We start from the raw sequence: 24,312 nt of genomic DNA, 5'->3' as shown, positions 1-24,312 counted from the left end.
TACCGGCCGTCCGGCCGGAGACCCCGCTCTTCGCACCGGGTGGCCGAGCCCAACGATCAGCGCCAGGATGGTCAGGTGCGTCGCATCTCCCTCGTGGTCTCGGCGGCTGCCCTCGCTGTCGTCGTGGCAGGGGCGGTCGTCGTCACCGTCCCCGGTCGCTCCGGGCCGCAGGCACCACTGCCGCCGTCCGGAGCATCCGCTCGGACAGTCGCCGTCGCGTTCCTCGACGCTGCGGTCCGTCGGGACTGCCGGGACATGCGCTCCCTCTCCGAGCCGGAGGACACGTCCTGGTGCCCGGCCAGCCTCTGGGAGCAGTGGACCGGCGAGGGCGACCCGACGATGTCCTCCTGGACCACCTTGCGCAGCACGTCAGTCGGCTCCGATCCGGAGCAGTGCTTCGAGTACGGGATGCGGGAGTCCGGCCTCGTCGGGATGACACCCGGTCCGAACGTCTGGGGCCTCTGCTTGCGTCACCACTCCGACGGATGGCGGGTGTCGGAGGAGGGCGTCGGCTGACACGGAGGGACGCTGATCCTCCGCCGTCGACGCCACGCGCCGACGCACCTCTACGCTGACGGCATGAGCAGCGCACAGGAGGGTCCCCGCGGCATCGTCGCGGCGATGTGGGTGGTCCTGGTCGTCGGGTGCGGGGTCGCCGTCGCGGTCCTGTGGGCCAGCGCCCTCCTCGACGTGTTCACGCTCTCCACGACACCGGCCCCGTCGGCTGCCGCTGCCGGGCATCGCAGTCTCGACGCGGCCGCCGTCGTCAGCGTGGCCTCGGCCGTCGCGACGGTGGTCCTGGCCGTCGTCCTGCTGCGTCGTGGCCGGCACCGGGTCGGCGCTGTCGTCGCGGTGGTCATCGCGTTCATGGCGCCGTGGGTCCCCGTGGCGGTGGCCGTCAGCGCGAGCCTCGCCGGCGACTGAGCCGGCAGGCTCGGTCGGCACGGGCGTCGGTACCGGGCCGTAGGCTGAGGCCGGCTCGCCGCCGCCGGGGAGGACCCCGAACTCGGGCGCCTGACATCCACGTCGGGCCTGGAGCCCACGGAAGGAATCGCAATGAGCATGGAAGGCGTGGCCTGGAGCTCGCTCTACAAGATCTCCACCGCCAGGGACGGCAAGCACGGCATCTCCCGCGAGTCCGTGCGGCGGATCATGACGTTCGCCGTGCCGTACCGGGCCAAGCTGGTGGTCTTCATCGCCCTCTCCGTGGTCGGAGCGTTCCTGGCTGTCGCGACGCCGGTGCTCGCCGGCCAGGTCGTCGACGTCATCGCCGCCCGGGGTGCGGTCGACACGATCGTGTGGCTCGCCGTCGTCATCGCCCTCGTTGCCGTGGCCGACGCCGCCACGTCACTGGTGACCCGCTGGTACTCGGCGCGGATCGGTGAGGGCGTGATCCTCGACCTCCGCACCGCCGTGTTCAACCACGTGCAGAAGATGCCGATCGCCTTCTTCACCCGCACGCGGACGGGCGCGCTCGTGAGCCGTCTCAACAACGACGTGATCGGTGCACAGCAGGCCTTCAGCGGCACGCTGTCCGGCGTCGTCACGAACGTCGTGGCGCTGGTCCTCACCCTCGCCGTCATGCTCAGCACCTCCTGGCTCGTGACCGTGCTCGCGGTCGTCATGCTTCCGATCTTCCTCATCCCCGCACGCCGGATGGGCAGTCGCCTCGCCGCGCTGCGCCGTGAGGCCGCCGACCACAACTCCGCGATGAGCACGCAGATGACCGAGCGGTTCTCGGCGCCCGGCGCCACCCTCGTCAAGCTGTTCGGCCGTCCCGACGAGGAAGCGGAGGAGTTCCGGGTGCGCGCCGCCCGCGTCCGCGACATCGGGGTCCGGAGCGCACTGCTGCAGTTCGTCTTCGTCACCGCGCTCACCCTGGTCTCCGCCCTCGCCCTCGCGCTCGTCTACGGGGTCGGTGGTTCCCTCGCACTCGGTGGTCGACTGAACACCGGTGACGTCGTGACGCTGGCCCTCCTGCTCACCCGCCTGTACGCGCCGCTGACCAGCCTCGCGAACGCCCGGGTCGAGATCATGAGCGCCGTCGTGAGCTTCGAGCGCGTGTTCGAGGTGCTGGACCTGAAGCCCCTCATCCAGGAGAAGCCCGACGCCGTGACCGTCCCCGACGGCCCCGTCTCCGTTGAGTTCGACGACGTCCGCTTCGCCTACCCGTCCGCGGACAAGGTGTCGCTGGCCTCCCTGGAGGAGGTCTCCACCCTCGACACCCGCGGCGGTGACGAGGTGCTGCACGGCGTGTCCTTCCGGATCGAGCCGGGGCAGACCGTCGCCCTCGTCGGCACGTCCGGCGCCGGGAAGTCCACGGTCGCGCAGCTCCTGTCGCGGCTGTACGACGTCGACAGCGGTGCCGTGCGCCTCGGCGGGACCGACGTCCGCGACGTCACCTTCGCATCCATGCGGCACACCATGGGCATGGTGACCCAGGACGGCCACCTGTTCCACGAGACGATCCTCTCCAACCTGCGGCTCGCGCGGCCCGAGGCCACCGAGGACGAGGTGTGGGACGCGGTCCGCCGTGCACGCCTCGAGCCGCTCATCCGGTCCCTGCCGGACCAGCTCGACACCATGGTGGGCGAGCGCGGCTACCGGCTCTCCGGCGGTGAGCGTCAGCGGATGACCATCGCGCGGCTCCTGCTCGCCCAGCCGCGCGTCGTCATCCTCGACGAGGCGACGGCGGCGCTGGACTCCACGTCCGAGGCCGCCGTGCAGGCGGCCCTGAGCGAGGCGCTCGAGGGCCGCACCGCGATGGTGATCGCACACCGCCTCTCCACCATCCGCAGCGCGGACATGATCCTGGTGGTCGAGGACGGCTCGATCGTGCAGCGCGGGACACACGAGGAGCTGCTGGCCGCGGGCGGTCGCTACGAGGAGCTGCACCGGACGCAGTTCGCGGTGCAGAAGGACGTCGCGCCGGACGAGGGAGCGCTGAGCGGGGCCGAGTCCGCGAGTCGCGCCTAGGCTCAGCGGGCCAGCAGGGCGCTCGACACGGTCCAGAGTCGCTCCGCAGCCGTCGGGTCGAGCGCCCAGGCCTTGACGCCGTGGGGGTGGTCGGCGAGATCGGCGTCATCCGTGACGGTGTAGGCCTCCTGCGCGTCGTCGAGGTAGTGCCCGCCGCTGTGCGCCAGTTCCGGCCGGACCGCCGCGACGACGGTCGTCGCCGCGCCCTGCTGCACGGTCTTGTAAGCGAACAGGCCCGCGGCCTCGGCAGCGTCGAGTGACGCCTTCTGCCCGGGAGTGAAGTTGCGCTGGAGTCCGGTGGCGACTCCCCCGGGATTGACGGTGTTCGCGACGATCCCGTCCGACGCCCACCGACGGGTCGCCTCGACGGAGAGCAGCGAGTTCGCAGTCTTCGCCTGGGCGTACGCGATCTGCGGGTCGTACGGCCGGTGCTCGAAGTGCAGGTCGTCGAAGTCGATGCCCGCCCGCATGTGGGCGGTCGAACTCAGCGCCACGATCCGGGCGCCGTCCCGCTCGGCGGCGCCTGCCGCAAGAGCCCGGTGCAGTCCCGTCGTCAGCGCGAAGTGCCCCAGGTGGTTCGTCGCGAACTGGAGCTCCCACCCCTCCCGCGTGCGCTCGAGTCCCCCGGTGACGAGGCCGGCGTTGTTGACGAGCAGGTGCAGCGGCCCGTCCCAGGTTTCGACGAACCGGCATACGGAGGCCTGGTCAGCGAGGTCGAGCTCCACGGCCCGCGGTCGCTGGGACGCCCCGAGCTCAGCGATCTCGTCCGCGACGCGCTCCCCCGCCTCCAGGTTCCGGACGGCGAGCGTCACGGCCGCGCCGGCTGCGGCGAGGGCACGCGCTGTCTCCCGGCCGAGGCCCGAGGACGCGCCGGTGACGACGGCCCTGACGCCGTCGAGGTCAACGTCACGCAGGACGTCGTCGGTCGTGCTGTCGGCGGTGAAGGGTGTCGTGATGAGGCGTTCGGGTGCAGTCATGAAGATGACTGTACGCGTGTGGCAGTCTCTGTCTAGTGCGTGCAGCGGTGCGCTACGCTCTGGTCATGCCCGAACACGACGTGACCACCAGCGACGGAGCGGGGCGGCGCGAGTCCGTCCTCGACTCTGCGATGCAGACGTTCGTCCGGTTCGGCTACCGGAAGACCTCGATGGACGACGTCGCCCGCGCGGCGCAGGTCTCCCGTCAGGGCCTGTACTTCCTGTTCGACTCCAAGCCAGCGCTCTTCCGCGAGGCCGTCACGCGAGCGCTCGCCCGCGACCTCGACGCCGTCGCGGACGCCCTCAGCGACGGACGCCCCCTCCGGGAGCGGCTCCTCGAAGCGTTCGACCGCTGGGCCGGCTCCTTCATCGGCCCGCTCACCGACCAGACCGGGAGCGTGCGCGACTTCGACCCCGCGCTGCTGGGACCGGTGCTGCACAGCGCACCGCGACACTTCGAGGACCTGGTCACCGCGGCCATCGCAGAATCGCACCCGACAGACGCTCCGGACCGCGCGCGCACGCTGATCAGCGCCTCCATCGGCATCAAGCACCAGGTCGAGACGCGTGAGCAGTACGCCGCGCCGATGGCGATCGCCCTCGACCTCGTGGTCGGCCCCCAGCCCCGCGCTGACCGCTGACGACGGGCGCGACCAGCAGGCGGACTGGAGGCTCGGCACCAGCTGGCACCCAGCCTCCAGTCCGGCGGGTGGTCACCGCGCAGGAGACCCGCCCTCGGCGCGCGACGCCGTCCGGTACCGCCCGGGCGGGAGCGAGCGTTCGCGGCGGAAGGCCCGGTTGAAGGCATAGACCGAGGTGTAGCCGACGTCGGCTGCGATCGCTTCGAGCGTGTCGTCGGTGTCGCGGAGTCGACGAGCCGCCAGGCTCATCCGCCAGCGGGTCAGGTACTCCCCCGGCGTCGTCCCCGCGAACGTCGCGAAGCGCCGGGTCAGCGTCTGCTTCGACGTCGCGACCTCACGAGCCAGCGCCTCGGCCGTCCAGGGATGACCCGGGGCCTCGTGGATCCTCGTGACGGCCCGCATGAGGAGGGGATCGCGGAGGACCCCCCACCACGAGGCGTCAGCGTCCGGGGACGAAGCGAGCCAGGCGCGGAGGACCTCGACGAGGAGGACGTCGACGAGACGGTCGAGCACCAGGTCGGTGGCCAGACCGGAACGCGCGAGTTCTCGTCCGAGGAGTCGGACGATGGCCTCGAGGTCCGCGTCGAGCTGCTGCGCCCGGAAGTGAACGACGGGAGGGAGCAGGGCGAAGACGGGCGTGGAGCCCGCTGGGTCGTGTGAGTACGAGGCACCGAGGATCTGCGTCTGCGCCTCCCCGTCGCCGAGACGCAGGAGGTCACCGTGCCGGCGGGCGTCGTCGGCGGCCGCGACGTCACACGAGTGGATGTCGGCGCCGGGTTCGCTGGACAACGAGTGCGCTGCGCCGGTCGCGAGGACGACGACGTCACCCGTCATCAGGAGCCGGGGGGCGTCGCCCTCGACAGCGAGGTAGGCCATGCCGGCCGTGACCGCGTACACGACGGCGTCGCGGTCACGGACCCACTCGACGCCCCAGGTGCCGGCTGCTGCGATCCGGGCACCCGCACTGCCACGCACACCGGAGACATCGAGCACTTCGGAGAGGACGTCCATGCAGCGAATCTACGGCCGTTGGTCCAGAAGCACCAGGAACGCCTCCGCGGTGGTGCTCTCGGACAAGAACATGGGCTTCCGAGGCATTGAGTGCCTCATCAGCCACTCCTAGCGTTGAGGACGTCCGGAGCGCACGCCCCGGACGACGACGACACGAAGGAAGACCGTCCCATGAGCACGACTGACGACACCGTCCCCGACGGCCTGATGCCCGCCGACGTCCTGGCCTCGACCACCCCGGTGGCCGTCTACGGCTTCGCCCGAGCGAAGGCCGGCAAGGAGCAGGCGCTGGAGGACGCGATCCGCGCGGTCATCCCGGCGGTGCGCGCCGAGCAGGGCCACGAGCAGTACTGGGTGCACACCACGAAGGAGCAGCCCGGGGCGTTCGCGTTCTACGAGCGCTGGTCGTCGGGCGCGGACATCGCCCGCCACGTGCAGCAGCCGCACATGCAGGAGTACTTCGGGACGTTGGCCGACCTGGTCGAGGGTGACCTCGAGGCCGAGTGGCTGTGGCCGCTCAGCGACTGAGTGCGCAGGGGCGGGTCACGCTGCCGCCGGCTCGGACGCGCCGATCACCGGCCGGTGCGAGGTTGATCGCTCGGTGCGGGGACACAGCCTCGCACCGGGTGCGCAACCTCGCACCACGGGCTCGAGCCGGCGCTGCGGATCAGATCGACCATCGCGGAACGGTCGGGACTGCCGCCGTGGCCGCCGGTCATCGTCATGCAGCCGAGTCCGACCTCGGCCACGTCGAGGTCGGTTCCGAGCGTCCTGGTCTTCATGCGCGTCCTCCTGGCTGGCGGGGTTCGGCTGCGGCGTGGAGTGCGTCGCGGCGGTCGGTGGCGTCGACGGAGCCGAGCAGTCGGAGCGCGTCGGCGGTCGGCGACCCGGGCTCCGCCGTGTAGAGCAGGAAGCTCAGGCTCGGGTCGCTCATCAACCGAGCGCCCTCGAACGACAGGTCGAGTGCACCGACAATCGGGTGGACGAAGTGCTTCTCCCCCGTGGCGTGCCGGCGGACGTCGTGCGCACCCCACTTCGCCCGGAACTCCGGACTGCGCGTCGAGAGCTCGCCGACGAGGTCCTGCAGGTCCTTGTCGTGGGGGTCGTGCCCGGCGGCGGCGCGGAGGATCGCGACGCTCTGGTCGGCGGCGAGGTCCCAGTCCGGGTAGAACGCGTCCGACCAGTCGCGGTCGAGGAACGCGGCGCGGGCGAGGTTCGGGCGCTCTGCCTTCCGGAACAGGTCGCCGTAGAGGGCCCGTCCGAGGGCGTTCGCGCCGAGCAGGTCGAGGTGGTCGTTCCGGATGAAGGCCGGACCGCCGGTGAAGGCGTCGAGCGCGTACTGCAGCCCGGTACGCAGTGTCTTCGGCGTGGTCGAGCGTCGTCCGGCGCGGACCGGCGAGGCGTTCGCGGCGCGGGCGAGGTCGAAGAGGTGGTCGCGTTCGGCGTCGTCGAGGAGCAGCGCACCGGCGACGGCGTGCAGCACGCTGTCCGAGGCCCCGGACAGGCTGCCGCGCTCGAGTCGGGAGTAGTACTCGACGCTGACGTCGGCGAGCATCGCGACCTCACCACGACGGAGTCCGGCGACCCGGCGATTCGGTCCCGTCGGCAGGCCGACCTGTTCCGGGCGGACCCGGGCACGGCGGCTGACCAGGAAGTCCTTCACGTCCTCGCTGTTCGTGCTCATGAGGCGACCCTACGAGTGCATGTCGGGACGCGGGCGGATCCGGACGGTGGCCGAGGTCGGGCCGTCCTGCAGCATCGGCGGCAGGTACTGGCTGCCCGCGTACTTCGTCTCGTACGCGGCGTCGATCCGGCTGTTCAGGTCCGGTCCGATCGCTGCGAACGTCACCTCGTGGTCAGCTCCGGCGACGGTGATCCTGCCGGCGCCCTGCTCGATGGCCGAGCGGTACCAGCGGGAGCGGCGCCCGTTGTACGCGCGGACGTAGAGTTCGCCGTCGACCACGACCGACCAGATCCAGGTGGGCGTGCCGTACGTCGTGCCGTCGGCGCGGAAGGGGCTGACGTGGAGGTCGTCGCTCGCTGCGATCGCGGCGATGGTGTCTGGGGTCCAGGTGGACATGGTGCTCCCGTTCAAGCGGTCGGTGGGTCGGATCCCGTGCGTCAGTGCCCGGCGAGGTCCTCGTCGGAGACGTGCTCGAGCCAGGTGGTCGTGGTAGCGGGGTCGTCGGCGTTCTCGAGCATCGCGAGGTGCTCCATGAAGGTGCCCTCGGCGGACGCGTGGAAGTGCTCCTCGCCGGGTGAGACGTGCACGGTGTCACCGGGGTGTGCGGTGATCACCTGCCCGTCACGAGTCCCGAAGTGCGCGACCCCCTGGGTGACGCGCAGGAACTGGCCCCGGGCGTGCGAGTGCCACGCGGTACGAGCCCCGGGAGCGAACTTGACGAGGGCGAGCGTGGCGCGCTGGTCGTCGTTCTGCGGGGTGGCGATCGGGTCGACCCAGACGTCACCGGCGAACTGCTCCGGCGGGTTCTTGACGGTCGGTGTCTTCGGCAGGATCTCCTGCGACATGGTGGTCCCCTTCGATTTCGTGTCCAGGCGGCGCTCGGGAGTTCGGATCTGGTGCGCCGCTGTCCCCACGCTACGAGCGGGCGCAGCGGGGAGGGACACCCTGACAGGGAAGCCCTCCCCCGCGCGCGCTGCTCAGCTGCGGGCTGGAGCGGTCGACGCATCGCGCCCCGACGGCTCCGCTGATGCCTGCTCGTAGCGGGGAAGCGCCCACGCACCACCTCGGTCCGTCGTGGCTCGTGCGGCGATCCGCTCGGGGATGTGGAGCGCGCAGGCGACGGCGAACGCCGACTGCAGCGCCGTGACGGCGATCCTCGGTCGCGGGAGCCCGAAGGCGAGCAGGCGAGGCTTCACGGCCGCCTGGATCTCGTCGACGAAGGGGCGGAGCGTCGAGTCGTACCGGCCGAGGGCGCCCTCCAGGTCGTCCGGCGTGGCAGTGAGCTCCCCGGCGAGGACGTACGCACCGACCAGGCCGCCGGAGACGCCCATGCCGCTGTACGGCGACGCGCAGTGGGCGGCGTCTCCGAGCAGGACGACGCGTCCGTTCGACCAGGTGTCGGTGCGGATCTGCAGGACCTCCTGCGAGTAGAAGAACGGCGCTCCTGCCATGCCGTCGACGAACCGCTGCGTCTGCCATCCGGCATCCCGGAACCGGTCGGCCCAGAACCGCTGCTGGTCCTCGATCGGGGCCCGGTGGACGGCGGACGCTGCATCCGACGAGTCGCGGAGGATGAAGTACGCCTGCGTCTCGGTCGCGTTGTGGCTGCGCCGCATGACCTGTCGACCGCCGGGCGCCACGGAGGTCTCGCGGACGTCACTGTCGGACGCGACGCGGGGCACGAACCAGTAGGCCATGTGCAGGCCGGTCCGCCAGGTCACCTCCGCTCCTTCGGGGAGCACGTCACGACGGATCCGAGACCCCTGACCGTCAGCACCGACGAGCAGGTCGAACGTCTCGTCCGAGCCGTCGGAGAAGTGCGCGACGACCTCGTCCTGCGTCTGGTCGAAGCCCTCGACGGTCACCCCGAAGCGGTACTCGACGTCGTCCTTCGTGGCGTCGTGGAGGATGCGGACGAGGTCGCCGCGCATGATCTCGAACTCGGAGGTGAACGTCTGCTTCCCTTGACCGGACGTGTTCGCCATGATCGTCCCGAGCCGTCGTCCCGACCCGCTCACGAACGCGACACCCGGCTCGGTGACGAGGTGGGCACGGACCTCGTCCAACAGGCCCATCGCCGCGATCGCCTCGATCCCCTGCCCGCGCAGGTCGACCTGCGCACCCGTTGCCCGGAGCGCCGGGTACCGCTCCGCCACGGTGACGCGGTGACCGGCCCGCGCCAGCCAGAACGCCAGCGCGGGACCGGCGACTCCCCCGCCGGCGATGAGCACCTTCAACGACTTCTTCTGCTTCGTGACCATGGTGCGTCTCCCGCTTTCCCTATCAGTGATAGTGGGAGTGTGCGCCTATCAGCGATAGTCTGTCAAGCATGGCGAAGATCGATCGGGCTGTGGCAGTCCGGGAAGCACTGGCGTTGCTCGACGAAGTGGGCCTCGACGGCGTGAGCACGCGGGCGGTGGCGCGACGGCTCGGGGTGGAGCAGCCGTCCCTGTACTGGCACTTCAAGAACAAGCAGGAGCTGTTGGCGGCGATGGCCGCAGCCGCGCTCGCGGAGTACGACGAGCTCCCGTTGCCCCGGTCCGGCAACGACTGGAAGCCGTGGTTCCTGGACAACTACCGGAGCTTCCGCGGCGCGCTCCTGGCCCATCGCGACGGGGCACGGCTCCATGCCGGTTCCGTCCCCGACGGCGCCTCCCGCGAACGGCTCCTGCAGAAGTTCGCGTTCCTCGTCGACGCCGGCCTGGCCCACTCGGACGCGATCGCGGGGATGCTCGCCGCGAGTCGGTTCACCGTCGGGAGCGCGCTCGAGCAACAGGCCGACCCGGACGCCGACGGCGCCGAGGAGGCCGGAGCCTCGGCAGCAAGCGAGCACCTCACCGTCCCCACTCACGACCAGGCCTTCGAGGCGGGCCTGCTGATGCTGCTGACCGGTCTCGAGGGCGTCACCGCCTGAGGCGGCGCCTGCAGCCCGCCTGCACCCCCTGGGGGCACGACACCAGCACGGACGACGACGTGTGACCCGTTCGGGGTGCACAGCTCCCACCAAGAACGTCTTGTGTCAACCCCTGTCAGGACGCAATCAGTACGGACGATACTCATGGTGTCCTACTCAGGACCTTTCGCTGCAGGGAGGCGCGATGCGCGGATGCAACCAAGGCGCTGGTGCGACGGCCACCAGCGGGACCAGGGAGACCAGTGGGACGACCGCCCGGCACCGGGTGCACGCGGACTGGGTCCGTGCGCTGGTGCCGACGGACCTGATGGACGTGCGTGCCCAGCCGGTCGACTCCCGGTGCTGGCGGACCGAGCTGTCGTGCTGACCGCCGAACGCGCGACGCCGCCCGACACACGACTGCTCGGCCAACGGGTCATCGGACGCCGACTCTCGGAGCGCACCGGCACGGACCGCCGCGACGCCGTCCAGCTGCAGGAGGACCTGAACGACGCGGAGGGCGTCGTGTTCGGCCGGGGCGACCGCTTCCGCTACAGCCACCGGACCCTCCGTGACCTCAACATCGAACTCGTCAGCTCCGCCGCGACCACCGACCGCAGCGGCGATCTGCACGGCGGCACCTGGCTGGCCCTGGGATGGACAGCCAGCGGTGGTGTCCACATCGACGACGGCTCCGCTCGGTTCGTGACGGATCCGGGAGTCCCGGTCGTGTTCCCCGTCGACCGGCCGTTCTCGATCGTCACCCCGGCGGGCGTGCACCACCTGGTGCGCATCGACCTCGGGTTCATCGAGACCGTCGACGCCGTGCTCTCGGGCGCACGGACCGCCACCGATCCCGTGTTCCGCACCCAGCCCCGCCCAGATGCGCTCCAGGGACTGCAGACCAGCATCCACGCCGTGGCCACGGCGGCCTTCGGCGAGAGCGACCCGCTGCAGGCGCGGTTGTCGCTGCAGGTCCAGCTCGCGGAGTGGGTCGTCCGCGCCTACGGAGGACGCTCGGAACGGCGGGAGCTCGGCGCCGGCCGGACGACGGTCGAGCTGGCGCAGGCGTACCTGGCGGAGCACTGCGGCGACCAGGTCACGCTCGCCGACCTGTGCCGCGCGACCGGGGTCAGCGCCAGGACGCTGCAGAGCGCGTTCCTGCGCTACACCGACAGCACCCCGATGACGTACCTGCAGCACATGCGCCTGGACCGGGTCCGGATCGCGCTGCAGCTCGCCGACCCGGGCTCCGTCACGGTCGCGACCGTCGCCCGCGAGTGGGGCTTCCGGCACATGGGACGCTTCGCCGGCACGTACCTGCAGCGGTTCGGGGAGTACCCGGGCGAGACGCTCCGCGGGCTGCCGACACGACGTCTCCGCAGCCGCGCCCTGCCCAGAACCGCCTGACACGTCGCGTGGCTCCCGTCCGTCATGGGTGCCGTCAGCGACGTCCTGGGAGTCGGAGGTCCCGCACGGTGAAACCGCCTCGCGGTGGCAGTGCCGCCCGGATGTGGTCGTCGTCGAACCGGGCCTTCGGCATCAGGTCGTCGGGGAGCTCCCCGGCCGGCTGCGTCGCCTCCGTGACGCCCTCGGCGAGCATCCGCACCTGCGCCTTGGCGACGAGCGGCACACGCATCGTCCACTCGGTGACCTGGCCGAGCACCAGGTGCGCCCAGACGGGCGCCGGGAACACCCGCACCGGCCGGCCGACCACGCGCGCGACGCGGCGGACCGCCTCGCTGAGCAGCAGCGCCTCGCCACCGCGGACCGCGACCGTGCGACGTGACAGCCGTCCCTCCAGCGCGCCGACGAGCACGTCGACGAGTTCGGCGACCGGGATCGGGCTGATCGTCTTCTCGCGGAGACCGACGGACGCGAACAGCGGCACGGTCTGCACGGTGTGGCTGAGGTGGTCGACGAGGTGGTCACCGTGGCCGTAGATCATCCCGGCCTTGAGCACGGTGTAGTCGAGCCCGGAGGACCGGACCATCTCCTCCGCGGCCCACTTCGTCTCGTGGTACGGGGACCCTGTGCCCGGCCGTGCCCGCAGGAAGCTCAGCAGGACGACCCGCTGCACCCCCGCCCGGCGCGCAGCCTCGAGCACGGCAGCGGTCCCGCGGACGTGGACCCGCTCGAACGACTGGTCACCGAGTTCGCGGTTGATGCCCGCGCAGTGCGCCACCGTGTCGACGCCCGCGAACGCCGTGGTGAGCGCGTCCACGTCGTCGATCTCGACCCCTGTGCGACGGGAGACGACCACGACGTCCTCGGGGGCGTACCGCTCTGCCAGGTGCCGACCGACGAAGCCGGTCCCACCCGTGATCGCAACTCGCATGTGTCGTGCTCCCCTCGGGACGCCGCGCGTCCCTGCCACCGACACTAGACAGTCCCGGGTCCCTCGCCGACGACTCCCCGGTTCCGGTGCGGTTCCGGCTTCGGTTCCGGTCAGGCGGTCGGCGTGCGCTGGGGGAACGTGACGGTCGCGTCGAGTCCGCCACCACGGGTCGTGTCGAACCGCAGGGCCGCCTCGTGCACCTGCACCACCCACGCCACGATGGCGAGGCCAGATCCGGTGCCCGTGCTGGTGGTCGTTCCCGGTGCGGTGCGTAAGGGCCGGCGTTCGTCCACGGGGTCTGCTCCGCTGTCGATGACGGACAGGGCGCTGTCGCCGACGACGACCTGCACGGGCGGTGCGCCGTGGTCGAGGGCGTTCTGCACGAGGTTGCGGACGAGCTGCCCGAGGAGCTCCGGGTGACCGTCGACCACGACCGGAACGGTCTGCACGCGGACGGCGCCTGCGTCCGGCATCTCCTCGATGACCCGTTCGACGACCAGGTCGAGACGCAGGGGCGTCAGCGTCACACCGGTCACGTCGGCGGCGCGCAGGCGGGCGCGCACGAGCAGGTGGTGCGTGAGTTCGGACATCCGAGCGACCTGCTCGCCGACGCGTCTGAGCGCAGCCGGCGCGTCCGCATCCGCGATGCCGTCGACTCCGAGCCGCATCGTCGCCAGGGGTGTCCGGAGTTCGTGGGCGGCCTCACGGAGGAACTGCTCCTGCCCCTCGATGCCTCGGAGCGCGGGTCGCATCGCGAGTCCGGACAGCAGGTGCCCCGTGGCGGCACCGGCGACGGTCAAGCCAGCGGCCGCCAGGACGAGCTGCGTGACCAGCCGGTCGTGCGCGGCGGTCGACGGGCCGGTGGTGGTGCCGACGAGCACCACCGCGTCCCGCTGACCCGGCAGCCGCTCGGCCGCCCAGGCAGAGGCGGCGCCATCGCCCACCTGGGGAGCTCGCCGGTACACGGTCGAGTCGTGTCGGCGGGCGTCCTGGACCATGGTGTCGATGAGGGCGCCTGACGGCAGTCCCGCCTGGTCCGGCGTCGCGACCGCGATGCCCTGGTCGTCGACGAAGGCGAAGTGCACCTGCAGCGTGGCCCAGGTCTGCACACCGTCCGGATCGAAGGTGAAGCCGTCGTACCAGGTGGCGGTCTCCACGAGCTGGTCGGCGGCGATCGTCAGCGCCTTGTCGACCGCGCGCTCCCGAGAGCGCGTCGATCGTCGCCGCGACGATCGCGAAGACGGTCAACGACAGGGCCGTCGCGAGGGCGAAGAACGCGGTCATGCTCCATCGGACCCGTCGGAGGCGTCGCCGTTCCGGTGTCGTCAAGCTGGACTGCGCAGTCGGTAGCCGACGCTGCGCACGGTCTCGATGGGATCCGGCGTACCGAGTGCCCGACGCAGCTGGGCGATGACGGCGTCGACGACGTTCGAGGCAGGGTCGTGGGCCTCGTCCCAGCATCGTTCGATCAGGTCGGAGCGGGTGAGCACGGCGCCCGCCGCCCGCAGGAGCTCGTGCAGCACTGCGAACTCCTTCGCCCGGAGCGCCAGGAGCACCCCACCCCGGAACACCGTGTGCCGCTGGACGTCGAGCTCGACGTCCCCCGCGCGCAGCAGGGGCGCGCTCGGCTGTCCGTGTCGGCGTCCGAGCGCCCGGGTCCTCGCGATCAGTTCGGCACGGGCGAACGGCTTGACCAGGTAGTCATCGGCGCCGTGGTCGAACCCACCGACCCGGTCCTCGACGGTGTCGCGTGCGGTGACGAGCAGTGCCGGTGTGGTGTCGCCGCGTCGTCGGAGCAGTGCCAGCAGGTCCACGGCGTCCCCGTCGCCCACCATCCGATCGAACACGAAGCACGCGTACTCGTTGACCGACGCGGCCAGGTCCCCATCGGCGAGTGAGTCGACGGTGTCGACCGCCCAGCCAGCGTCGCGGAGGACCCGCTCCAGTTCACGGCGCAGCGCGACGTCGTCCTCGAGCAGCAGGAGTCTCATCCGTCGGTCACGGGTTCGGGATGAACGCTTCGACGCGGAGCAGCGACACCGACGCATCGGCGCACACGCCCCCGGTGGTGACGAGCCGCGTGTCGCTGAAGAACGACCGCTTGCTCCCGGGCGGGTACACCCGGAGGCCGTCCACCGGGGCGGTCGTGCAGCTCTCCGGCAGAGCGGAAGCCGTGAGGTGGGCCTGGGCGGTCCCGCCCGGTCGGAGCGTCACCGTCGGGTGCGGCACGGTCCGGGTCAGGGTGGCAGCACCCCCGACCTGCGTGCCGTTGCCGCGGCCGACGTACGAGACGCCGGGCCACCCCTGCACCGTGCATGACGACGCCCCGGTGTTGTGGAGGACGACCGAGACGTTGATCGTGTTCATCGTGTCCTTGACGCCGCGCGCTCCGCCGTCCTGGCCCTCGATCGACATCGACAGGTGGTCGAACGAGCACGCACCCGAACGGGTACCCGCTCCCGGACCAGCGGCAGCCGACGTCCCCGAGGTGCCTGCCGTCGTTCCGGTCGACGGCGAGGCCTGCGTCGTCCCGGTCGACGGCGAGGCCTGCGTCGTCCCGGTCCGAGCCGGCGCGGCTGACGGAGTCCGCACGGCGGAGGGCGTCGCTGTTGCGGAGGGGACGCGGGTGGGAGGAGCGGGGAGGGTCGTCGAGCCCGCCGCGCACGCCGCGAGGGCCACGGCAGTCGTCGCCGTCAGGGCAACCGCGCCCAGGGACCGGACCATGCTGTGAATCGTCATGCTCCAAACCTGGCTGGGGACCGATGAGATGATCGTGAGACGCGACGAGAGTCGGTGACACCGCAAGCAGACCACATCGGGCGGCGGAGTCGTGGACGGCAGCGCCGTGTTGCCGACGGGGTCCTTCCGCGCTCGCGTGGACGGACGACCGTGGACGTCGTCCGCAGCACGACCACGACCGCATCGTCGGTCAGGTCCTCCAGGCCTCGGTCCTCGCCCTGCTCACGTCCCGAACCCCACCCAGCGGCCTTCCGAGACGACCGCAACGGTGTCGTCGACCACCGTGATCGCCGTCTGCTCGTCGATGGCGTACGCGGGTCCGCCGATGTCGGCAGCCCACCGCTCCGCGTGGTCGAGCGTGTTCTCCGGGAACGCGTCGAGGTGCGGGAAGACCGAGAAGTCGACGACGCCGAGCGTCCGGTCGTCAGCGGCCATCGGCCACGTGACGAAGGAGGCACCGATCCGCGGTGTCAGCACCATGCTCCCGGCACTCACCCCGACCCACACCGCTTCGGGCAACGACGGCAACATCTCGGCGAGCCCTGATTCCAGGACCCAGTGGCTCAGGTACGCGGCGTCGCCGCCGTCGACGAGGAGGACGTCGGCGTCCCGGACCCAGCTGGCCCACCGGTGCACCTCGATCGTGGGCAGTGCGGTGAGCTCGAGGACGCCGAGGGACGCCCAGCCCAGGCCGGTGAGGTCCCGGAAGTCGTGGCCTCCGGTGATGAGCCCCCGGACCGACGTCGGTCCACACATCGGATGACCCCACTGCGCGGTCGGGATGACCAGAGCGTGGCTGTCCTCGATCGGCTTGCCGAGCAGACCCACGAGCGCCGCGCGGATGCTCGGATTCGTGACACCTCCGGATGTCAACAGCAGCTTCATGGGTCCTCCTGGCTCGCAAGCGGTGGATCAGGACAAGGATCCACCGTCGCCCGCAGTGGTGCAACGCGCGCACGGTCCCTCCATCGCCCTTCTCGTCGTGCTCGACGTGGTGGGCATCGCTCTCTCCGTGCGCGCCAGGCGACGACGGAAGGCCGCGGTCTGATGGCCTGCCCCCTGACGGCGCCTTCACCGTTCAGGAGAGCGGGCTGAGGACGACGCGACCCGTTCCGGCGTCGACGCACACGACCGGTGAACCCCCTCGCTGTCACCGGTGCTGCGGTGGTCGTCTTCCCCAACTGGCAGATCGACCGAGCCGCGCGTTCCTCGGAGCAGGACGAGGGCCGACGCCGCTGCGAGACCACGCCCACGGCGTGACTTGGAGGACCTCTGCCGCCAGGTCGCATGGCAACGTGCTCCAGGAGCGCGACCACCGAGCGCCTCCCGATCCGGTGCGCCACCCTACGATCGACGTCATGCGACGCCGATCGATCGTCACGCTCGTGTGCATCTCTGCGTGCGCTCTCCTGGTGGCTGGAGCAGCCTCGGTCGGTTGGGCATCGGGGCTCCTCCGTCCGCAGGTCGCTGTGACCGTCGTGAACGACGTCGGCCGTTCCGTCGATCTGACGTGCGCGTGGGACAACCGCGACGATCTCAGACCTGGCGAGCGGACCGATGTCCCGGTCGACCACGGGTCAGTCGAGGACTGCGAAGTCGATGCGCACGACGGTTCAACGGCGTACGGGTGCCTCGTCCTGGATGCGAGAGGCGCCCTCGCAGTGCCACACGAGGTGCATCTGACCGAAGCGCGAACGGAGACCGACGTCGACTGCTCGGTGTGAGAGCCCCCGGCAACCGACGCATCCGCTGATCACGACTGGACCGCCGGCCGTCGCCCCAGTGAGCTCTGGAACCGCACGAGGTAGCCGTCGGGGTCCTGGACGAGGAACTGGTGCACGCCGGCCTCTTCCTCGCCCACGCCGTACCACTTCGTCTCGGGTTGCATGAAGAGCTCGACACCTCGGCGTCCGAGCGCCTGCACCAGTGCTTCCGTGTTCGGCACGGTGATCTGGAGATTCACCCCGCGGCCCAGCGGGCGCTCGAGCGGCCCCGTGATCCAGTTGCGACCCACGCCGACTTGTTCGAGCATCAGGTGCGCTGAACCGAGCGCGATGTACGCGAAGCGTTCCTCAGGACGCGCGTAGGCGACGGCGAAGCCGCACACGCCGCACCAGAACTCGAGGCTCTGGTCCAGGTCGGTCACCAGCAGCTCGGGAACGAGCGAGGGTTCGATGCCTTCCATCACCGGACCATCGTCGCAGGCTCGACCTCGCGAGCAGTCCCGGTGGCCGTCCTCCCCCGCGGCACAGAGGGCAATGTCCACCATGTCGAGCGCAGCATCACCGTGATCGCATCCCGCGAGCCGCTCGTCGTGCGGAGGCATCCGGGAGTTTCGAACTACCCCGCCTGGCTGAGATGGACCATGGCGGCGTAGAGCTGATCGTCGCTCATCGGCGGTTCCGGGATCGGGTGTGCACGCTCGGCTCGGTACGCGTCGAGCATCAGGTGGAGCTGCCGCCGCCAGGCGTCAGGAGCGGTGGTCCTGGTGGCGTCGATCATCTGTCCGTTCGACCAGATGAGGTTCACGATGTCCGCCAGGGCGATGTCCGGTCGGACACTTCCGGCGTCCTGCGCGCGACGGAGCACGTCGTCGATCTGCTGACACATCCGGTCGTGGATCCGCTCGGTCGCCGGACTGTCCGGGAACCGGCGGGACAGGAAGTCGTTGAAGCCCCGGTCTCCAGCCTGGACGCGGAACAGGTTCTGGAGGTACGAGACGAAGCCCTCCCAGGGTCCGTCTGTCCGGAGTGCCGCGTCCGCCTCGTCGAGGAAGTCCTGCAGGCGCGGCTCGTAGGCGGCCTCGAGCAGGTCCAGTCGGGTCGGGAAGTGGCGGTACAGGGTGCCGATGGCGACGCCCGCGCTCCGCGCGATCTGCTCCAGGGAGGCGTTGACGCCTCGGGCGGCGAACTCCTGCCGTGCGGACACCAGGAGTCTCGCGCGGCGCTCTCGGGCGTCGCGCCGGAGCGGAACTCGCGTCTGTTCGGCGTCGGTGGTGCTCACCCGACAAAACTACCGCGCTCGTCCGGGAATGACATGAGGCACCCCTCCGGTTGTGGTCCACGAACCGGAGGGGTGCCTCATGTACAGAGGCGACCGCTTCGGAGTCGTGCCCGGGCTGGGCACGATCTGCGAACACGAGGAAGAGACACCGACATGACGACCATCAGCATCATCGGCGCAGGCACCATGGCCGAGGCCATCGGCACCCGGGCCGCTCAGCACGGACACACCATCGAACTCATCAGCCGCAGTGCGGACAAGGCCCAGCGCCTCGCGGACCGCGTCGGTCACGGCGCCACCGTCGGCACGTACGGAGCGAGGCCCGCGGGGGACATCGTCATCATCGCCGTCCCGTACGCACACGCCGTCGACGTCGTCGCGCACCACGGCGATGCGCTGGCGGGCAAGGTCCTCGTCGACATCACCAACCCGTTCAACGACGACGCGACCGGCGTGGTGACGACCCTCGGCCACTCCGTGTCCGAGCAGATCGCTGCAGTGGCCCCGGACAGCGCCCACGTGGTGAAGGCGTTCAACACGATCTTCGGCGGAGTCATCGCCGGGGACGCGCCCCTCGACGCCTTCACGGCCGGCGACAGCGCGACGGCGAAGGCTGCCGTCGCGGAGCTCCTCGCCAGCATCGGCATGCAGCCCCGCGACGCCGGCAGCCTCGCCATGGCACACGCACTCGAATGGGCCGGGATCCTGCTGGTGGGCGTGGCGAACAACGGTGCCGGCTTCAGCGCCGCACTGAAGGTCGAGGTCCGCTGACATGGGGAAGCTCGACGGCAAGGTCGCGGTGATCACCGGCGGCACCAGTGGGATGGCGCTGGCCGGCGCCGAGCGGTTCGTCGAGGAAGGCGCACACGTCTTCGTCATGGGCCGCAGACAGGACGTGCTGGACACCGCCGTCGACCGGATCGGCAGGAACGTCACCGGCGTGCAGGGTGACTCCGGCGACCTCGGCGACCTCGACCACCTGTTCGACACGGTCCTGCACGAGAAGGGCTCCGTCGACGTGCTCTGGGCCAGTGCCGGGGCCGGCGAGCAGGGGCGGCTCGGGGAGATCACGGAGGAGCAGTTCGACGCCGCGTTCAGCCTCAACGCGAAGGGGACGCTGTTCACCGTGCAGAAGGCGCTGCCGCTGCTCAACGACGGCGGTTCGATCATCATGACCGGCTCCAACGCGTCGCTCAGGGGCTACCCCGACTGGACCGTGTACGCGGGGAGCAAGGCCGTGTTGCCGGCCTACGCACGAGTCTGGGTGTCAGAGCTCCGCGACCGCCGGATCCGTGTGAACGTGTTGACCCCGGGGCAGGTGTCGTCGCCCATGATGGAGTCGGTCATGAGCGACGAGATGAAGACCCAGTTCGAATCCGTGATCCCGCGACGGCAGATGGGCCGTCCCGACGAGATCGCGTCGGTTGCACTGTTCCTCGCCTCGGACGACTCCAGCTACGTCAACGGCATGGAACTCGTCGCGGATGGGGGCACCACCGTCATCTGAGCACGCGACCCGGCCCCCGAACGACCGATCGGTGGCCGGGCCGTGCTGTCGGAACTGGTCGAACACCTGGTTTCGCTGTCTCGCACGACGGTCTGCGATCTGGCGCCTTCCGTGTTCAGGACCCGGACGGCGACCCCACCGTCAGGCGACCGTGATCGACGTCGAGCACGGCGGCTGTTCCGAGGGGCACCGTGACCAGGTCCTCGACGTGACCAAGGGGAAGCCCGCCGAGCACCGGTACGCCTAGCGCCTCGAAGTGGTCGCGGAGGGTGTCGACGATGGTCCAGCCGCGGTCCTCGTAGCCCGCGAACTGGTCGATGCTGCCGAGTGCGACACCCACCACACCGTCGAGTGCTCCGGAGTACCGGAGCTGCGTCAGCGCCCGATCGACCATCCCCAGCCCAGCTGCCCGGTTGACCTCGAGGAGGAGGATCCCGCCCGCGACGTCGAAGTCCACCACCCCGACCGACCGCGCCAGCATCTCGAGGTTCCCGCCGAACAGCGGCCCCTCCACGCTCCCCCTCGTCGTCAGATCGGCCGACAGCGCGCCGGGATCGGCCTCGACGACCGTCTCCGCGTCCTCCATGAGCAGTCGCCGGACGTGATCACCATGGGCGCCGGCGATCGCACCGTGCAGCGTCGGGACGCCTGCGGCGTTCCACACCTGGTGCAGCGCCGTGATGTCGCTGTACCCGACGAGCATCTTCGGGTCGGCGCGGAGCGCATCGACGTCGACGTCCGGCACGATGCGGAAGCTGCCGCACCCACCGACGGAGGCGATCACGGCGCGGATCTCCGGATCTCGGATCGCGTCGTTCAGGTCGGCCGCGCGGTCGGCGTCGCTGCCCGCGAGGTACCCGCGCTGGTCGAGCGCGTGGGGAGCGACGACTGCTCGCAGGCCCCATGACTCGACTCGTTCCGCGATCCAGCTCGGTACGGACTCCTCTGGCCACGAGGCGGGCGAGACGATCGCGACCGTGTCGCCTGCGGCCACCGTACGAGGTCTCAGCGTCGTCGCTTCCATGCCCCGGGACCCTACCCACCAGACGAGGTGCATGGATCAACGATCGGTGACCGGGGCTCCGGGTCGAACACCACTCCCGCTACCGTCGTCCCGTGAACCCAGACGTGTTGGTGGTCGACCGTGCCTGCGTCGCCGACGTCCCAGCTGCCCAGGGCCTCCTCGACGAGGCCAGGCAGTGGCTGCGATCGCGTGGGATCGACCAGTGGCAGACGCGGTACCCGACGCCGTTCTGTTCCGCGACGCGGAGGTGGGGAACCTCTTCGTCGTCCGTCAGGACGGGACGATCGTGGCGATGGTCACCGTGTCCGACGCAGACTGACTCGGTAGCCGAACGCGTCGACCTGGAACGCGCTGCACCTGGGGCTCCAGCACGCCACGTTCTCCCGACGCGCACTCGCGGCCCAGCAGGCGATCACCGGGCAGGCGCTTATCGTGACGGCATGCGCCGACGCCACGACCCGTCCGTCGACCGATGGGCACCGCTGACCGTGGCGCACGTGCGAGAGGTCATCGCGGGGAGTCCCGCGTGGCTCTCCGGCGGGTTCGGCATCGACGTCGTCCTCGGGTACACGTCACGCGCGCACGGCGACATCGACGTCAGCATCGTCGACGAGGACTTCCCCGCCTTCGCCGCGACGCTCCCCCGGTGGATGCAGCTCTTCGCCGCCCAGTCAGGGCACCTCGCACCCATCGACGAAGCCGTCGACACGGAGCCGCTGGACAACATCTGGTGTCTCGACGAGCGATCCGGGCTCTGGTGCCTGCAGGTCAACCGAGAGGCCGGCGACATCGACACGTGGCTCTACCGCCGAGCGCCGACGGTCCAGCGGGCGTGGTCCGCGGCCGTCCTCGACGTCGAGGGGTTGCGGGTCGTGGCGCCCGAGGTGCAGCTCCTCTGGAAGTCCGCGGACCCGTCCGCGAAGGACGAGTCGGACCGGGCAGCGGTGACACCGTTGCTGGACGACGAGGCGCGGCAGTGGCTCCACGAAGCGATCACACGGGCGCACCCCGCATCAGCATGGGCGGACGTGTTCCGGTGAGGACGTGGCGGCCGCCCGGCCGCCCTGATCCGGACCCCACGACGGACGGGAGGCCCGGTGCCAGCTGGCACCGAGCCTCCCGTCCGTCACGCCGTTGCGGTCATGACCCGACGACTACCGCTTGAGGTTCGTCAGCTCCTGCAGCACCTCGTCGGAGGTCGTGATGATGCGGGCGTTCGCCTGGAAGCCGCGCTGCGCGACGATCAGGTTCGTGAACTCCTGCGACAGGTCCACGTTCGACATCTCGAGCGTGCCGGATGCGAGCGACCCGATGCCCGCGGAGCCCGGGGTGCCGACGTTCGCCTGGCCCGAGTTGGCGGTGGTGCGGTAGCCGGACGCACCGGTCTTCTCGAGGCCGGCCGGGTTCGCGAAGGTCGCGAGGGCGATGCGGCCGATGGCGAGCGACGAGCCGTTGGAGAAGCTGCCGACGACGGTGCCGTCCTTCGAGATCGAGTAGCCCTGCAGCGACCCGGCCTCGTGGCCGTTCTGCGACGAGATCGACGCGGTGTTGAGCGTCGCGAAGCCGGAGAGCTGCGTCATGTCGACGGTGATGCCGCCGACCGCGATGGTGCCACCGGAGGCGATGGTGCCGTCGGCCTTGAAGGTCATGTCGGCCGTCTTCGAGGTGCCCTGGCCGTTGCTGGCCGTGACGGTCCAGCCCGTGGTGGTGCGCTGGTACGCGAGGGACATCGTGTGCTTGGTGCCGTACTGGTCGTACACGGTGGCGTCGCGGTTCAGCGTCTGCCCGACGGCGGTGTCGGAGGGCAGGTTGCCCGTGACGGTCGCCGAGCTGGTGGCCGTGGCGGGGGCAGCCGCGTCGATCGGCAGGGTGATGTCGGTGAGCGCGCCGCCGTCGTTCACGACGCCGTTGGTGGCCGGGTAGCCCTGGACGATCTTGCCGTCCGAGCTGACCAGACGGCCGTTCGCGTCGAAGTCGAACGCGCCGGCACGGCTGTAGACGGTGTCGTTGCCGAGGCGGGTGACGAAGAACCCGTCACCGGAGATCATCAGGTCGGTCGCCTTGCCGGTGGCCTGCGCCGAGCCCTGCGCGAAGTTGGTGGAGACGCCGGCGACCTGCACGCCGAGGCCGATCTGGGCGGGGTTCGTGCCGCCGATGCCGGTCTGCGGTCCCCCGGCGCCCTGGGTCATCTGCGACAGGGTGTCCTGGAAGACGGTCGACGAGGCCTTGAAGCCGACGGTGTTCACGTTGGCGATGTTGTTGCCCGTGACGTCGAGCATCTCCTGGTGCGAGCGGAGGCCGGAGATCCCGGAGTAGAGCGAGCGGAGCATGGGGTGTTCCTTTCAGAACGTGAGGAAGAAGAGGGAGGAGCGGGGGAAGGAGGATCAGGAGGCGGTCTTGATACCGGAGATCACGTCGAGATCGACCTCCTTCCCGTTCACGGTCACGGTCGGGACGCTCTTGGCGTACGAGACCGCTGATGCGGTCCCGGTGATCGAGGCCCCTGACACGGCGTCCGTGTAGCTGACCTGCTTGCCCACGAGGTTCGCCGCGGCGATCCGCATCTGCAGGGAGAAGTTCTCGTTCCCCGTGGTGGTCTGGTTGGTGACCTGTTCCATCATCGCGAGCTGCGTCTGCTGGCTGATCATCTGGTTGGTGTCCATCGGCGACGACGGGTCCTGGTTCCGCAGCTGCGTGACGAGCAGCTTCATGAACACCTCGGAGTCCATCGTCTGGGACGTCTTCGAGCTGCTGTTCGCAGCGAGTGCGGCGGCCTGCGCGGCCTGGTCCACACTCCCGGTGATCCCGTCGATCGGCATGGTGTCTGTTCCTTGTCGTCAGGCCTCAGGCGAGGACGTCGAGTCCCGCGGTGCGGACGGAGGTGGATGTGGGACGCAGGGTGCGCAGGGTGGTGGGGCGAGCCTCCCGGTCGTCGTCGGCGCCGGTCCCACCGGCGGCCGGGCGTCCGTCGCGACCGGCGGAGTCGCCCGCCGGTCGGTCCGGGTGGTTCTGCGACGACAGGTCGAGCGTCGTCGTGACCCCGCTGCCGGCGGCGTCGCGGCGCAGGTCCGGCAGGACCTGGCGGACCGCGTCGCGCCCGGCGTCCGAGGCTGCGAACAGCTCGACGTGCATCCCGTGCGCCCCGACGGCTGCCCGGACCGTGACCGGACCGAGCGAGTCGGGGACCAGGTGGACGGTCACGACGTGTTCACCGGTGCCGGCCTGCGCGAGCGTGAACAGCGGTCGTGCGAGCTGCTGTGCGAGCGGTGCGGGCGCGGGGGCCGTCGTCGTGGCCGGTGCCGTGGCCGGCGCCGGAGCGGCGGTTGCGGTGGTCGGGAGTGCGAACGCCACCTCCGGTGCGCGCCCGGTCGGTCCGGCCTGGAGGCTCGGGTCGCCCTGCCCGCGCTGGCCCGCCTCGGCGCGGTGGCCGGGCTCGGACGTCGTGGTCGCGACGAGCGCGACGGCGGCCGCGGCTGCGGTGGTCGCAGTCACGGAGGTCGTGGGGGGTGCTGTGGTCGC

Annotated in this window: 29 protein-coding genes; 12 read left to right on the top strand and 17 right to left on the bottom strand. The window is 70.7% G+C overall.

What is annotated here, in order from left to right; translation table 11 throughout:
• Nucleotides 1–75: 75 nt before the first annotated feature.
• The 3 genes from OXR63_RS08535 (at nt 76) to OXR63_RS08525 (ending at nt 2,976) form a co-directional block, all read left to right on the top strand.
• Nucleotides 76–516 carry a hypothetical protein gene (locus tag OXR63_RS08535; protein ID WP_267421942.1) on the top strand — a complete coding sequence of 147 codons (441 nt, stop codon included), beginning with the start codon at nt 76–78 and terminating at the stop codon, nt 514–516.
• Between the two features lie 63 nt (nt 517–579).
• Nucleotides 580–924 (top strand): hypothetical protein, encoded by a 345-nt coding sequence (locus OXR63_RS08530; RefSeq protein ID WP_267421939.1) that lies wholly within the window; start codon nt 580–582, stop codon nt 922–924.
• A gap of 132 nt (nt 925–1,056) precedes the next feature.
• The gene (locus OXR63_RS08525) at nt 1,057–2,976 is read left to right on the top strand and encodes an ABC transporter ATP-binding protein (RefSeq protein ID WP_267421937.1); all 1,920 of its coding nucleotides are present in this window, start codon (nt 1,057–1,059) and stop codon (nt 2,974–2,976) included.
• 2 nt (nt 2,977–2,978) lie between these two features.
• Here the strand turns inward: OXR63_RS08525 and OXR63_RS08520 are convergent, their stop codons facing one another.
• Nucleotides 2,979–3,953 (bottom strand): SDR family NAD(P)-dependent oxidoreductase, encoded by a 975-nt coding sequence (locus tag OXR63_RS08520; protein WP_267421936.1) that lies wholly within the window; start codon nt 3,951–3,953, stop codon nt 2,979–2,981.
• 65 nt (nt 3,954–4,018) lie between these two features.
• On the opposite strand from OXR63_RS08520, the gene OXR63_RS08515 reads away from it, so the two are divergent.
• Nucleotides 4,019–4,594: a TetR/AcrR family transcriptional regulator gene (locus OXR63_RS08515; protein ID WP_267421933.1), complete on the top strand. Its 576-nt coding sequence runs from the start codon at nt 4,019–4,021 to the stop codon at nt 4,592–4,594.
• A gap of 72 nt (nt 4,595–4,666) precedes the next feature.
• On the opposite strand, the gene OXR63_RS08510 is transcribed toward OXR63_RS08515, so the two are convergent.
• Nucleotides 4,667–5,605 (bottom strand): AraC family transcriptional regulator, encoded by a 939-nt coding sequence (locus OXR63_RS08510; protein WP_267421930.1) that lies wholly within the window; start codon nt 5,603–5,605, stop codon nt 4,667–4,669.
• Nucleotides 5,606–5,776: 171 nt separating this feature from the next.
• Between OXR63_RS08510 and OXR63_RS08505 the strand changes: the two genes are divergently transcribed.
• Complete coding sequence (locus OXR63_RS08505; RefSeq protein WP_267421928.1) at nt 5,777–6,133, top strand: putative quinol monooxygenase; 357 nt, start codon at nt 5,777–5,779, stop codon at nt 6,131–6,133.
• A 250-nt stretch (nt 6,134–6,383) separates the two neighbouring features.
• Here the strand turns inward: OXR63_RS08505 and OXR63_RS08500 are convergent, their stop codons facing one another.
• The 4 genes from OXR63_RS08500 to OXR63_RS08485 all read right to left on the bottom strand — a co-directional run bounded on the left by OXR63_RS08500 (nt 6,384) and on the right by OXR63_RS08485 (nt 9,550).
• Nucleotides 6,384–7,289, bottom strand: coding sequence for a helix-turn-helix transcriptional regulator (locus OXR63_RS08500; protein ID WP_267421926.1), 906 nt, complete (start codon nt 7,287–7,289; stop codon nt 6,384–6,386).
• A gap of 9 nt (nt 7,290–7,298) precedes the next feature.
• Entirely contained in the window at nt 7,299–7,685 is a 387-nt protein-coding gene (locus tag OXR63_RS08495; RefSeq protein ID WP_267421924.1) for a DUF2255 family protein, read from the bottom strand.
• A gap of 41 nt (nt 7,686–7,726) precedes the next feature.
• Nucleotides 7,727–8,134: a (R)-mandelonitrile lyase gene (locus OXR63_RS08490; protein WP_267421923.1), complete on the bottom strand. Its 408-nt coding sequence runs from the start codon at nt 8,132–8,134 to the stop codon at nt 7,727–7,729.
• 132 nt (nt 8,135–8,266) lie between these two features.
• Nucleotides 8,267–9,550: an FAD-dependent monooxygenase gene (locus OXR63_RS08485; RefSeq protein WP_267421921.1), complete on the bottom strand. Its 1,284-nt coding sequence runs from the start codon at nt 9,548–9,550 to the stop codon at nt 8,267–8,269.
• A 68-nt stretch (nt 9,551–9,618) separates the two neighbouring features.
• Between OXR63_RS08485 and OXR63_RS08480 the strand changes: the two genes are divergently transcribed.
• Together OXR63_RS08480 and OXR63_RS08475 are read left to right on the top strand one after the other, a co-directional pair.
• Nucleotides 9,619–10,203, top strand: coding sequence for a TetR/AcrR family transcriptional regulator C-terminal domain-containing protein (locus OXR63_RS08480; protein ID WP_267421919.1), 585 nt, complete (start codon nt 9,619–9,621; stop codon nt 10,201–10,203).
• Between the two features lie 360 nt (nt 10,204–10,563).
• On the top strand, nt 10,564–11,592 hold the full coding sequence (locus tag OXR63_RS08475) for an AraC family transcriptional regulator (protein WP_267421918.1): 1,029 nt from the start codon (nt 10,564–10,566) through the stop codon (nt 11,590–11,592).
• 34 nt (nt 11,593–11,626) lie between these two features.
• Here OXR63_RS08475 and OXR63_RS08470 read toward each other — a convergent pair whose 3' ends face one another.
• The 5 genes from OXR63_RS08470 to OXR63_RS08450 all read right to left on the bottom strand — a co-directional run bounded on the left by OXR63_RS08470 (nt 11,627) and on the right by OXR63_RS08450 (nt 16,144).
• Nucleotides 11,627–12,520: an SDR family oxidoreductase gene (locus tag OXR63_RS08470; protein ID WP_267421916.1), complete on the bottom strand. Its 894-nt coding sequence runs from the start codon at nt 12,518–12,520 to the stop codon at nt 11,627–11,629.
• Between the two features lie 110 nt (nt 12,521–12,630).
• Complete coding sequence (locus OXR63_RS18400; protein ID WP_267421913.1) at nt 12,631–13,677, bottom strand: sensor histidine kinase; 1,047 nt, start codon at nt 13,675–13,677, stop codon at nt 12,631–12,633.
• 168 nt (nt 13,678–13,845) lie between these two features.
• On the bottom strand, nt 13,846–14,511 hold the full coding sequence (locus OXR63_RS08460; protein WP_267421910.1) for a winged helix-turn-helix domain-containing protein: 666 nt from the start codon (nt 14,509–14,511) through the stop codon (nt 13,846–13,848).
• Between the two features lie 7 nt (nt 14,512–14,518).
• Entirely contained in the window at nt 14,519–15,244 is a 726-nt protein-coding gene (locus tag OXR63_RS08455; RefSeq protein ID WP_267422078.1) for a DUF4232 domain-containing protein, read from the bottom strand.
• Between the two features lie 237 nt (nt 15,245–15,481).
• Nucleotides 15,482–16,144, bottom strand: a complete 663-nt coding sequence (locus tag OXR63_RS08450; RefSeq protein WP_267421909.1) for a Type 1 glutamine amidotransferase-like domain-containing protein — start codon at nt 16,142–16,144, stop codon at nt 15,482–15,484.
• 249 nt (nt 16,145–16,393) lie between these two features.
• Here OXR63_RS08450 and OXR63_RS08445 point away from each other — a divergent pair, with 249 nt between their 5' ends.
• Nucleotides 16,394–16,519: a hypothetical protein gene (locus OXR63_RS08445; protein ID WP_267421907.1), complete on the top strand. Its 126-nt coding sequence runs from the start codon at nt 16,394–16,396 to the stop codon at nt 16,517–16,519.
• A 209-nt stretch (nt 16,520–16,728) separates the two neighbouring features.
• Nucleotides 16,729–16,983, top strand: coding sequence for a hypothetical protein (locus OXR63_RS08440; protein WP_267421906.1), 255 nt, complete (start codon nt 16,729–16,731; stop codon nt 16,981–16,983).
• 29 nt (nt 16,984–17,012) lie between these two features.
• Here the strand turns inward: OXR63_RS08440 and OXR63_RS08435 are convergent, their stop codons facing one another.
• Both OXR63_RS08435 and OXR63_RS08430 read right to left on the bottom strand, forming a co-directional pair.
• Nucleotides 17,013–17,585 (bottom strand): bleomycin resistance protein, encoded by a 573-nt coding sequence (locus OXR63_RS08435; RefSeq protein ID WP_267421905.1) that lies wholly within the window; start codon nt 17,583–17,585, stop codon nt 17,013–17,015.
• A gap of 14 nt (nt 17,586–17,599) precedes the next feature.
• Nucleotides 17,600–18,262 (bottom strand): TetR/AcrR family transcriptional regulator, encoded by a 663-nt coding sequence (locus OXR63_RS08430; RefSeq protein WP_267421903.1) that lies wholly within the window; start codon nt 18,260–18,262, stop codon nt 17,600–17,602.
• A gap of 153 nt (nt 18,263–18,415) precedes the next feature.
• Between OXR63_RS08430 and OXR63_RS08425 the strand changes: the two genes are divergently transcribed.
• Nucleotides 18,416–19,033, top strand: a complete 618-nt coding sequence (locus tag OXR63_RS08425) for an NADPH-dependent F420 reductase (RefSeq protein WP_267421901.1) — start codon at nt 18,416–18,418, stop codon at nt 19,031–19,033.
• A 1-nt stretch (nt 19,034) separates the two neighbouring features.
• Nucleotides 19,035–19,769: an SDR family NAD(P)-dependent oxidoreductase gene (locus OXR63_RS08420; RefSeq protein ID WP_267421898.1), complete on the top strand. Its 735-nt coding sequence runs from the start codon at nt 19,035–19,037 to the stop codon at nt 19,767–19,769.
• Between the two features lie 115 nt (nt 19,770–19,884).
• On the opposite strand, the gene OXR63_RS08415 is transcribed toward OXR63_RS08420, so the two are convergent.
• On the bottom strand, nt 19,885–20,793 hold the full coding sequence (locus OXR63_RS08415) for a S66 peptidase family protein (protein ID WP_267421896.1): 909 nt from the start codon (nt 20,791–20,793) through the stop codon (nt 19,885–19,887).
• Nucleotides 20,794–21,233: 440 nt separating this feature from the next.
• Here OXR63_RS08415 and OXR63_RS08410 point away from each other — a divergent pair, with 440 nt between their 5' ends.
• Entirely contained in the window at nt 21,234–21,833 is a 600-nt protein-coding gene (locus tag OXR63_RS08410; protein WP_267421894.1) for a nucleotidyltransferase domain-containing protein, read from the top strand.
• 114 nt (nt 21,834–21,947) lie between these two features.
• Here the strand turns inward: OXR63_RS08410 and OXR63_RS08405 are convergent, their stop codons facing one another.
• From OXR63_RS08405 to OXR63_RS08395, 3 genes are all read right to left on the bottom strand, one after another.
• Entirely contained in the window at nt 21,948–23,123 is a 1,176-nt protein-coding gene (locus OXR63_RS08405) for a flagellar hook protein FlgE (protein WP_194661016.1), read from the bottom strand.
• A 54-nt stretch (nt 23,124–23,177) separates the two neighbouring features.
• The gene (locus tag OXR63_RS08400; protein ID WP_267421887.1) at nt 23,178–23,612 is read right to left on the bottom strand and encodes a flagellar hook assembly protein FlgD; all 435 of its coding nucleotides are present in this window, start codon (nt 23,610–23,612) and stop codon (nt 23,178–23,180) included.
• Nucleotides 23,613–23,637: 25 nt separating this feature from the next.
• Nucleotides 23,638–24,312 (bottom strand): flagellar hook-length control protein FliK (locus OXR63_RS08395; protein ID WP_267421885.1); only part of this gene is annotated, 675 nt, incomplete at its 5' end.

The sequence above is a fragment of the Curtobacterium sp. GC_Cur_3 genome (assembly GCF_026544205.1).
Taxonomy (GTDB): Bacteria; Actinomycetota; Actinomycetes; order Actinomycetales; family Microbacteriaceae; genus Curtobacterium.
This window is presented reverse-complemented; position numbering and strand designations above follow the sequence as displayed.

What these genes read in the sequence shown, in the direction of transcription:
- OXR63_RS08530 (WP_267421939.1), top strand. Translation starts at nt 580, where the DNA reads ATGAGCAGCGCACAGGAGGGTCCCCGCGGCATCGTCGCGGCGATGTGG.
- OXR63_RS08525 (WP_267421937.1), top strand. Translation starts at nt 1,057, where the DNA reads ATGAGCATGGAAGGCGTGGCCTGGAGCTCGCTCTACAAGATCTCCACC.
- OXR63_RS08520 (WP_267421936.1), bottom strand. Translation starts at nt 3,953, where the DNA reads ATGACTGCACCCGAACGCCTCATCACGACACCCTTCACCGCCGACAGC.
- OXR63_RS08515 (WP_267421933.1), top strand. Translation starts at nt 4,019, where the DNA reads ATGCCCGAACACGACGTGACCACCAGCGACGGAGCGGGGCGGCGCGAG.
- OXR63_RS08510 (WP_267421930.1), bottom strand. Translation starts at nt 5,605, where the DNA reads ATGGACGTCCTCTCCGAAGTGCTCGATGTCTCCGGTGTGCGTGGCAGT.
- OXR63_RS08505 (WP_267421928.1), top strand. Translation starts at nt 5,777, where the DNA reads ATGAGCACGACTGACGACACCGTCCCCGACGGCCTGATGCCCGCCGAC.
- OXR63_RS08500 (WP_267421926.1), bottom strand. Translation starts at nt 7,289, where the DNA reads ATGAGCACGAACAGCGAGGACGTGAAGGACTTCCTGGTCAGCCGCCGT.
- OXR63_RS08495 (WP_267421924.1), bottom strand. Translation starts at nt 7,685, where the DNA reads ATGTCCACCTGGACCCCAGACACCATCGCCGCGATCGCAGCGAGCGAC.
- OXR63_RS08490 (WP_267421923.1), bottom strand. Translation starts at nt 8,134, where the DNA reads ATGTCGCAGGAGATCCTGCCGAAGACACCGACCGTCAAGAACCCGCCG.
- OXR63_RS08485 (WP_267421921.1), bottom strand. Translation starts at nt 9,550, where the DNA reads ATGGTCACGAAGCAGAAGAAGTCGTTGAAGGTGCTCATCGCCGGCGGG.
- OXR63_RS08480 (WP_267421919.1), top strand. Translation starts at nt 9,619, where the DNA reads ATGGCGAAGATCGATCGGGCTGTGGCAGTCCGGGAAGCACTGGCGTTG.
- OXR63_RS08470 (WP_267421916.1), bottom strand. Translation starts at nt 12,520, where the DNA reads ATGCGAGTTGCGATCACGGGTGGGACCGGCTTCGTCGGTCGGCACCTG.
- OXR63_RS08460 (WP_267421910.1), bottom strand. Translation starts at nt 14,511, where the DNA reads ATGAGACTCCTGCTGCTCGAGGACGACGTCGCGCTGCGCCGTGAACTG.
- OXR63_RS08455 (WP_267422078.1), bottom strand. Translation starts at nt 15,244, where the DNA reads ATGGTCCGGTCCCTGGGCGCGGTTGCCCTGACGGCGACGACTGCCGTG.
- OXR63_RS08450 (WP_267421909.1), bottom strand. Translation starts at nt 16,144, where the DNA reads ATGAAGCTGCTGTTGACATCCGGAGGTGTCACGAATCCGAGCATCCGC.
- OXR63_RS08435 (WP_267421905.1), bottom strand. Translation starts at nt 17,585, where the DNA reads ATGCCTCCGCACGACGAGCGGCTCGCGGGATGCGATCACGGTGATGCT.
- OXR63_RS08425 (WP_267421901.1), top strand. Translation starts at nt 18,416, where the DNA reads ATGACGACCATCAGCATCATCGGCGCAGGCACCATGGCCGAGGCCATC.
- OXR63_RS08420 (WP_267421898.1), top strand. Translation starts at nt 19,035, where the DNA reads ATGGGGAAGCTCGACGGCAAGGTCGCGGTGATCACCGGCGGCACCAGT.
- OXR63_RS08415 (WP_267421896.1), bottom strand. Translation starts at nt 20,793, where the DNA reads ATGGAAGCGACGACGCTGAGACCTCGTACGGTGGCCGCAGGCGACACG.
- OXR63_RS08410 (WP_267421894.1), top strand. Translation starts at nt 21,234, where the DNA reads ATGCGCCGACGCCACGACCCGTCCGTCGACCGATGGGCACCGCTGACC.
- OXR63_RS08405 (WP_194661016.1), bottom strand. Translation starts at nt 23,123, where the DNA reads ATGCTCCGCTCGCTCTACTCCGGGATCTCCGGCCTCCGCTCGCACCAG.
- OXR63_RS08400 (WP_267421887.1), bottom strand. Translation starts at nt 23,612, where the DNA reads ATGCCGATCGACGGGATCACCGGGAGTGTGGACCAGGCCGCGCAGGCC.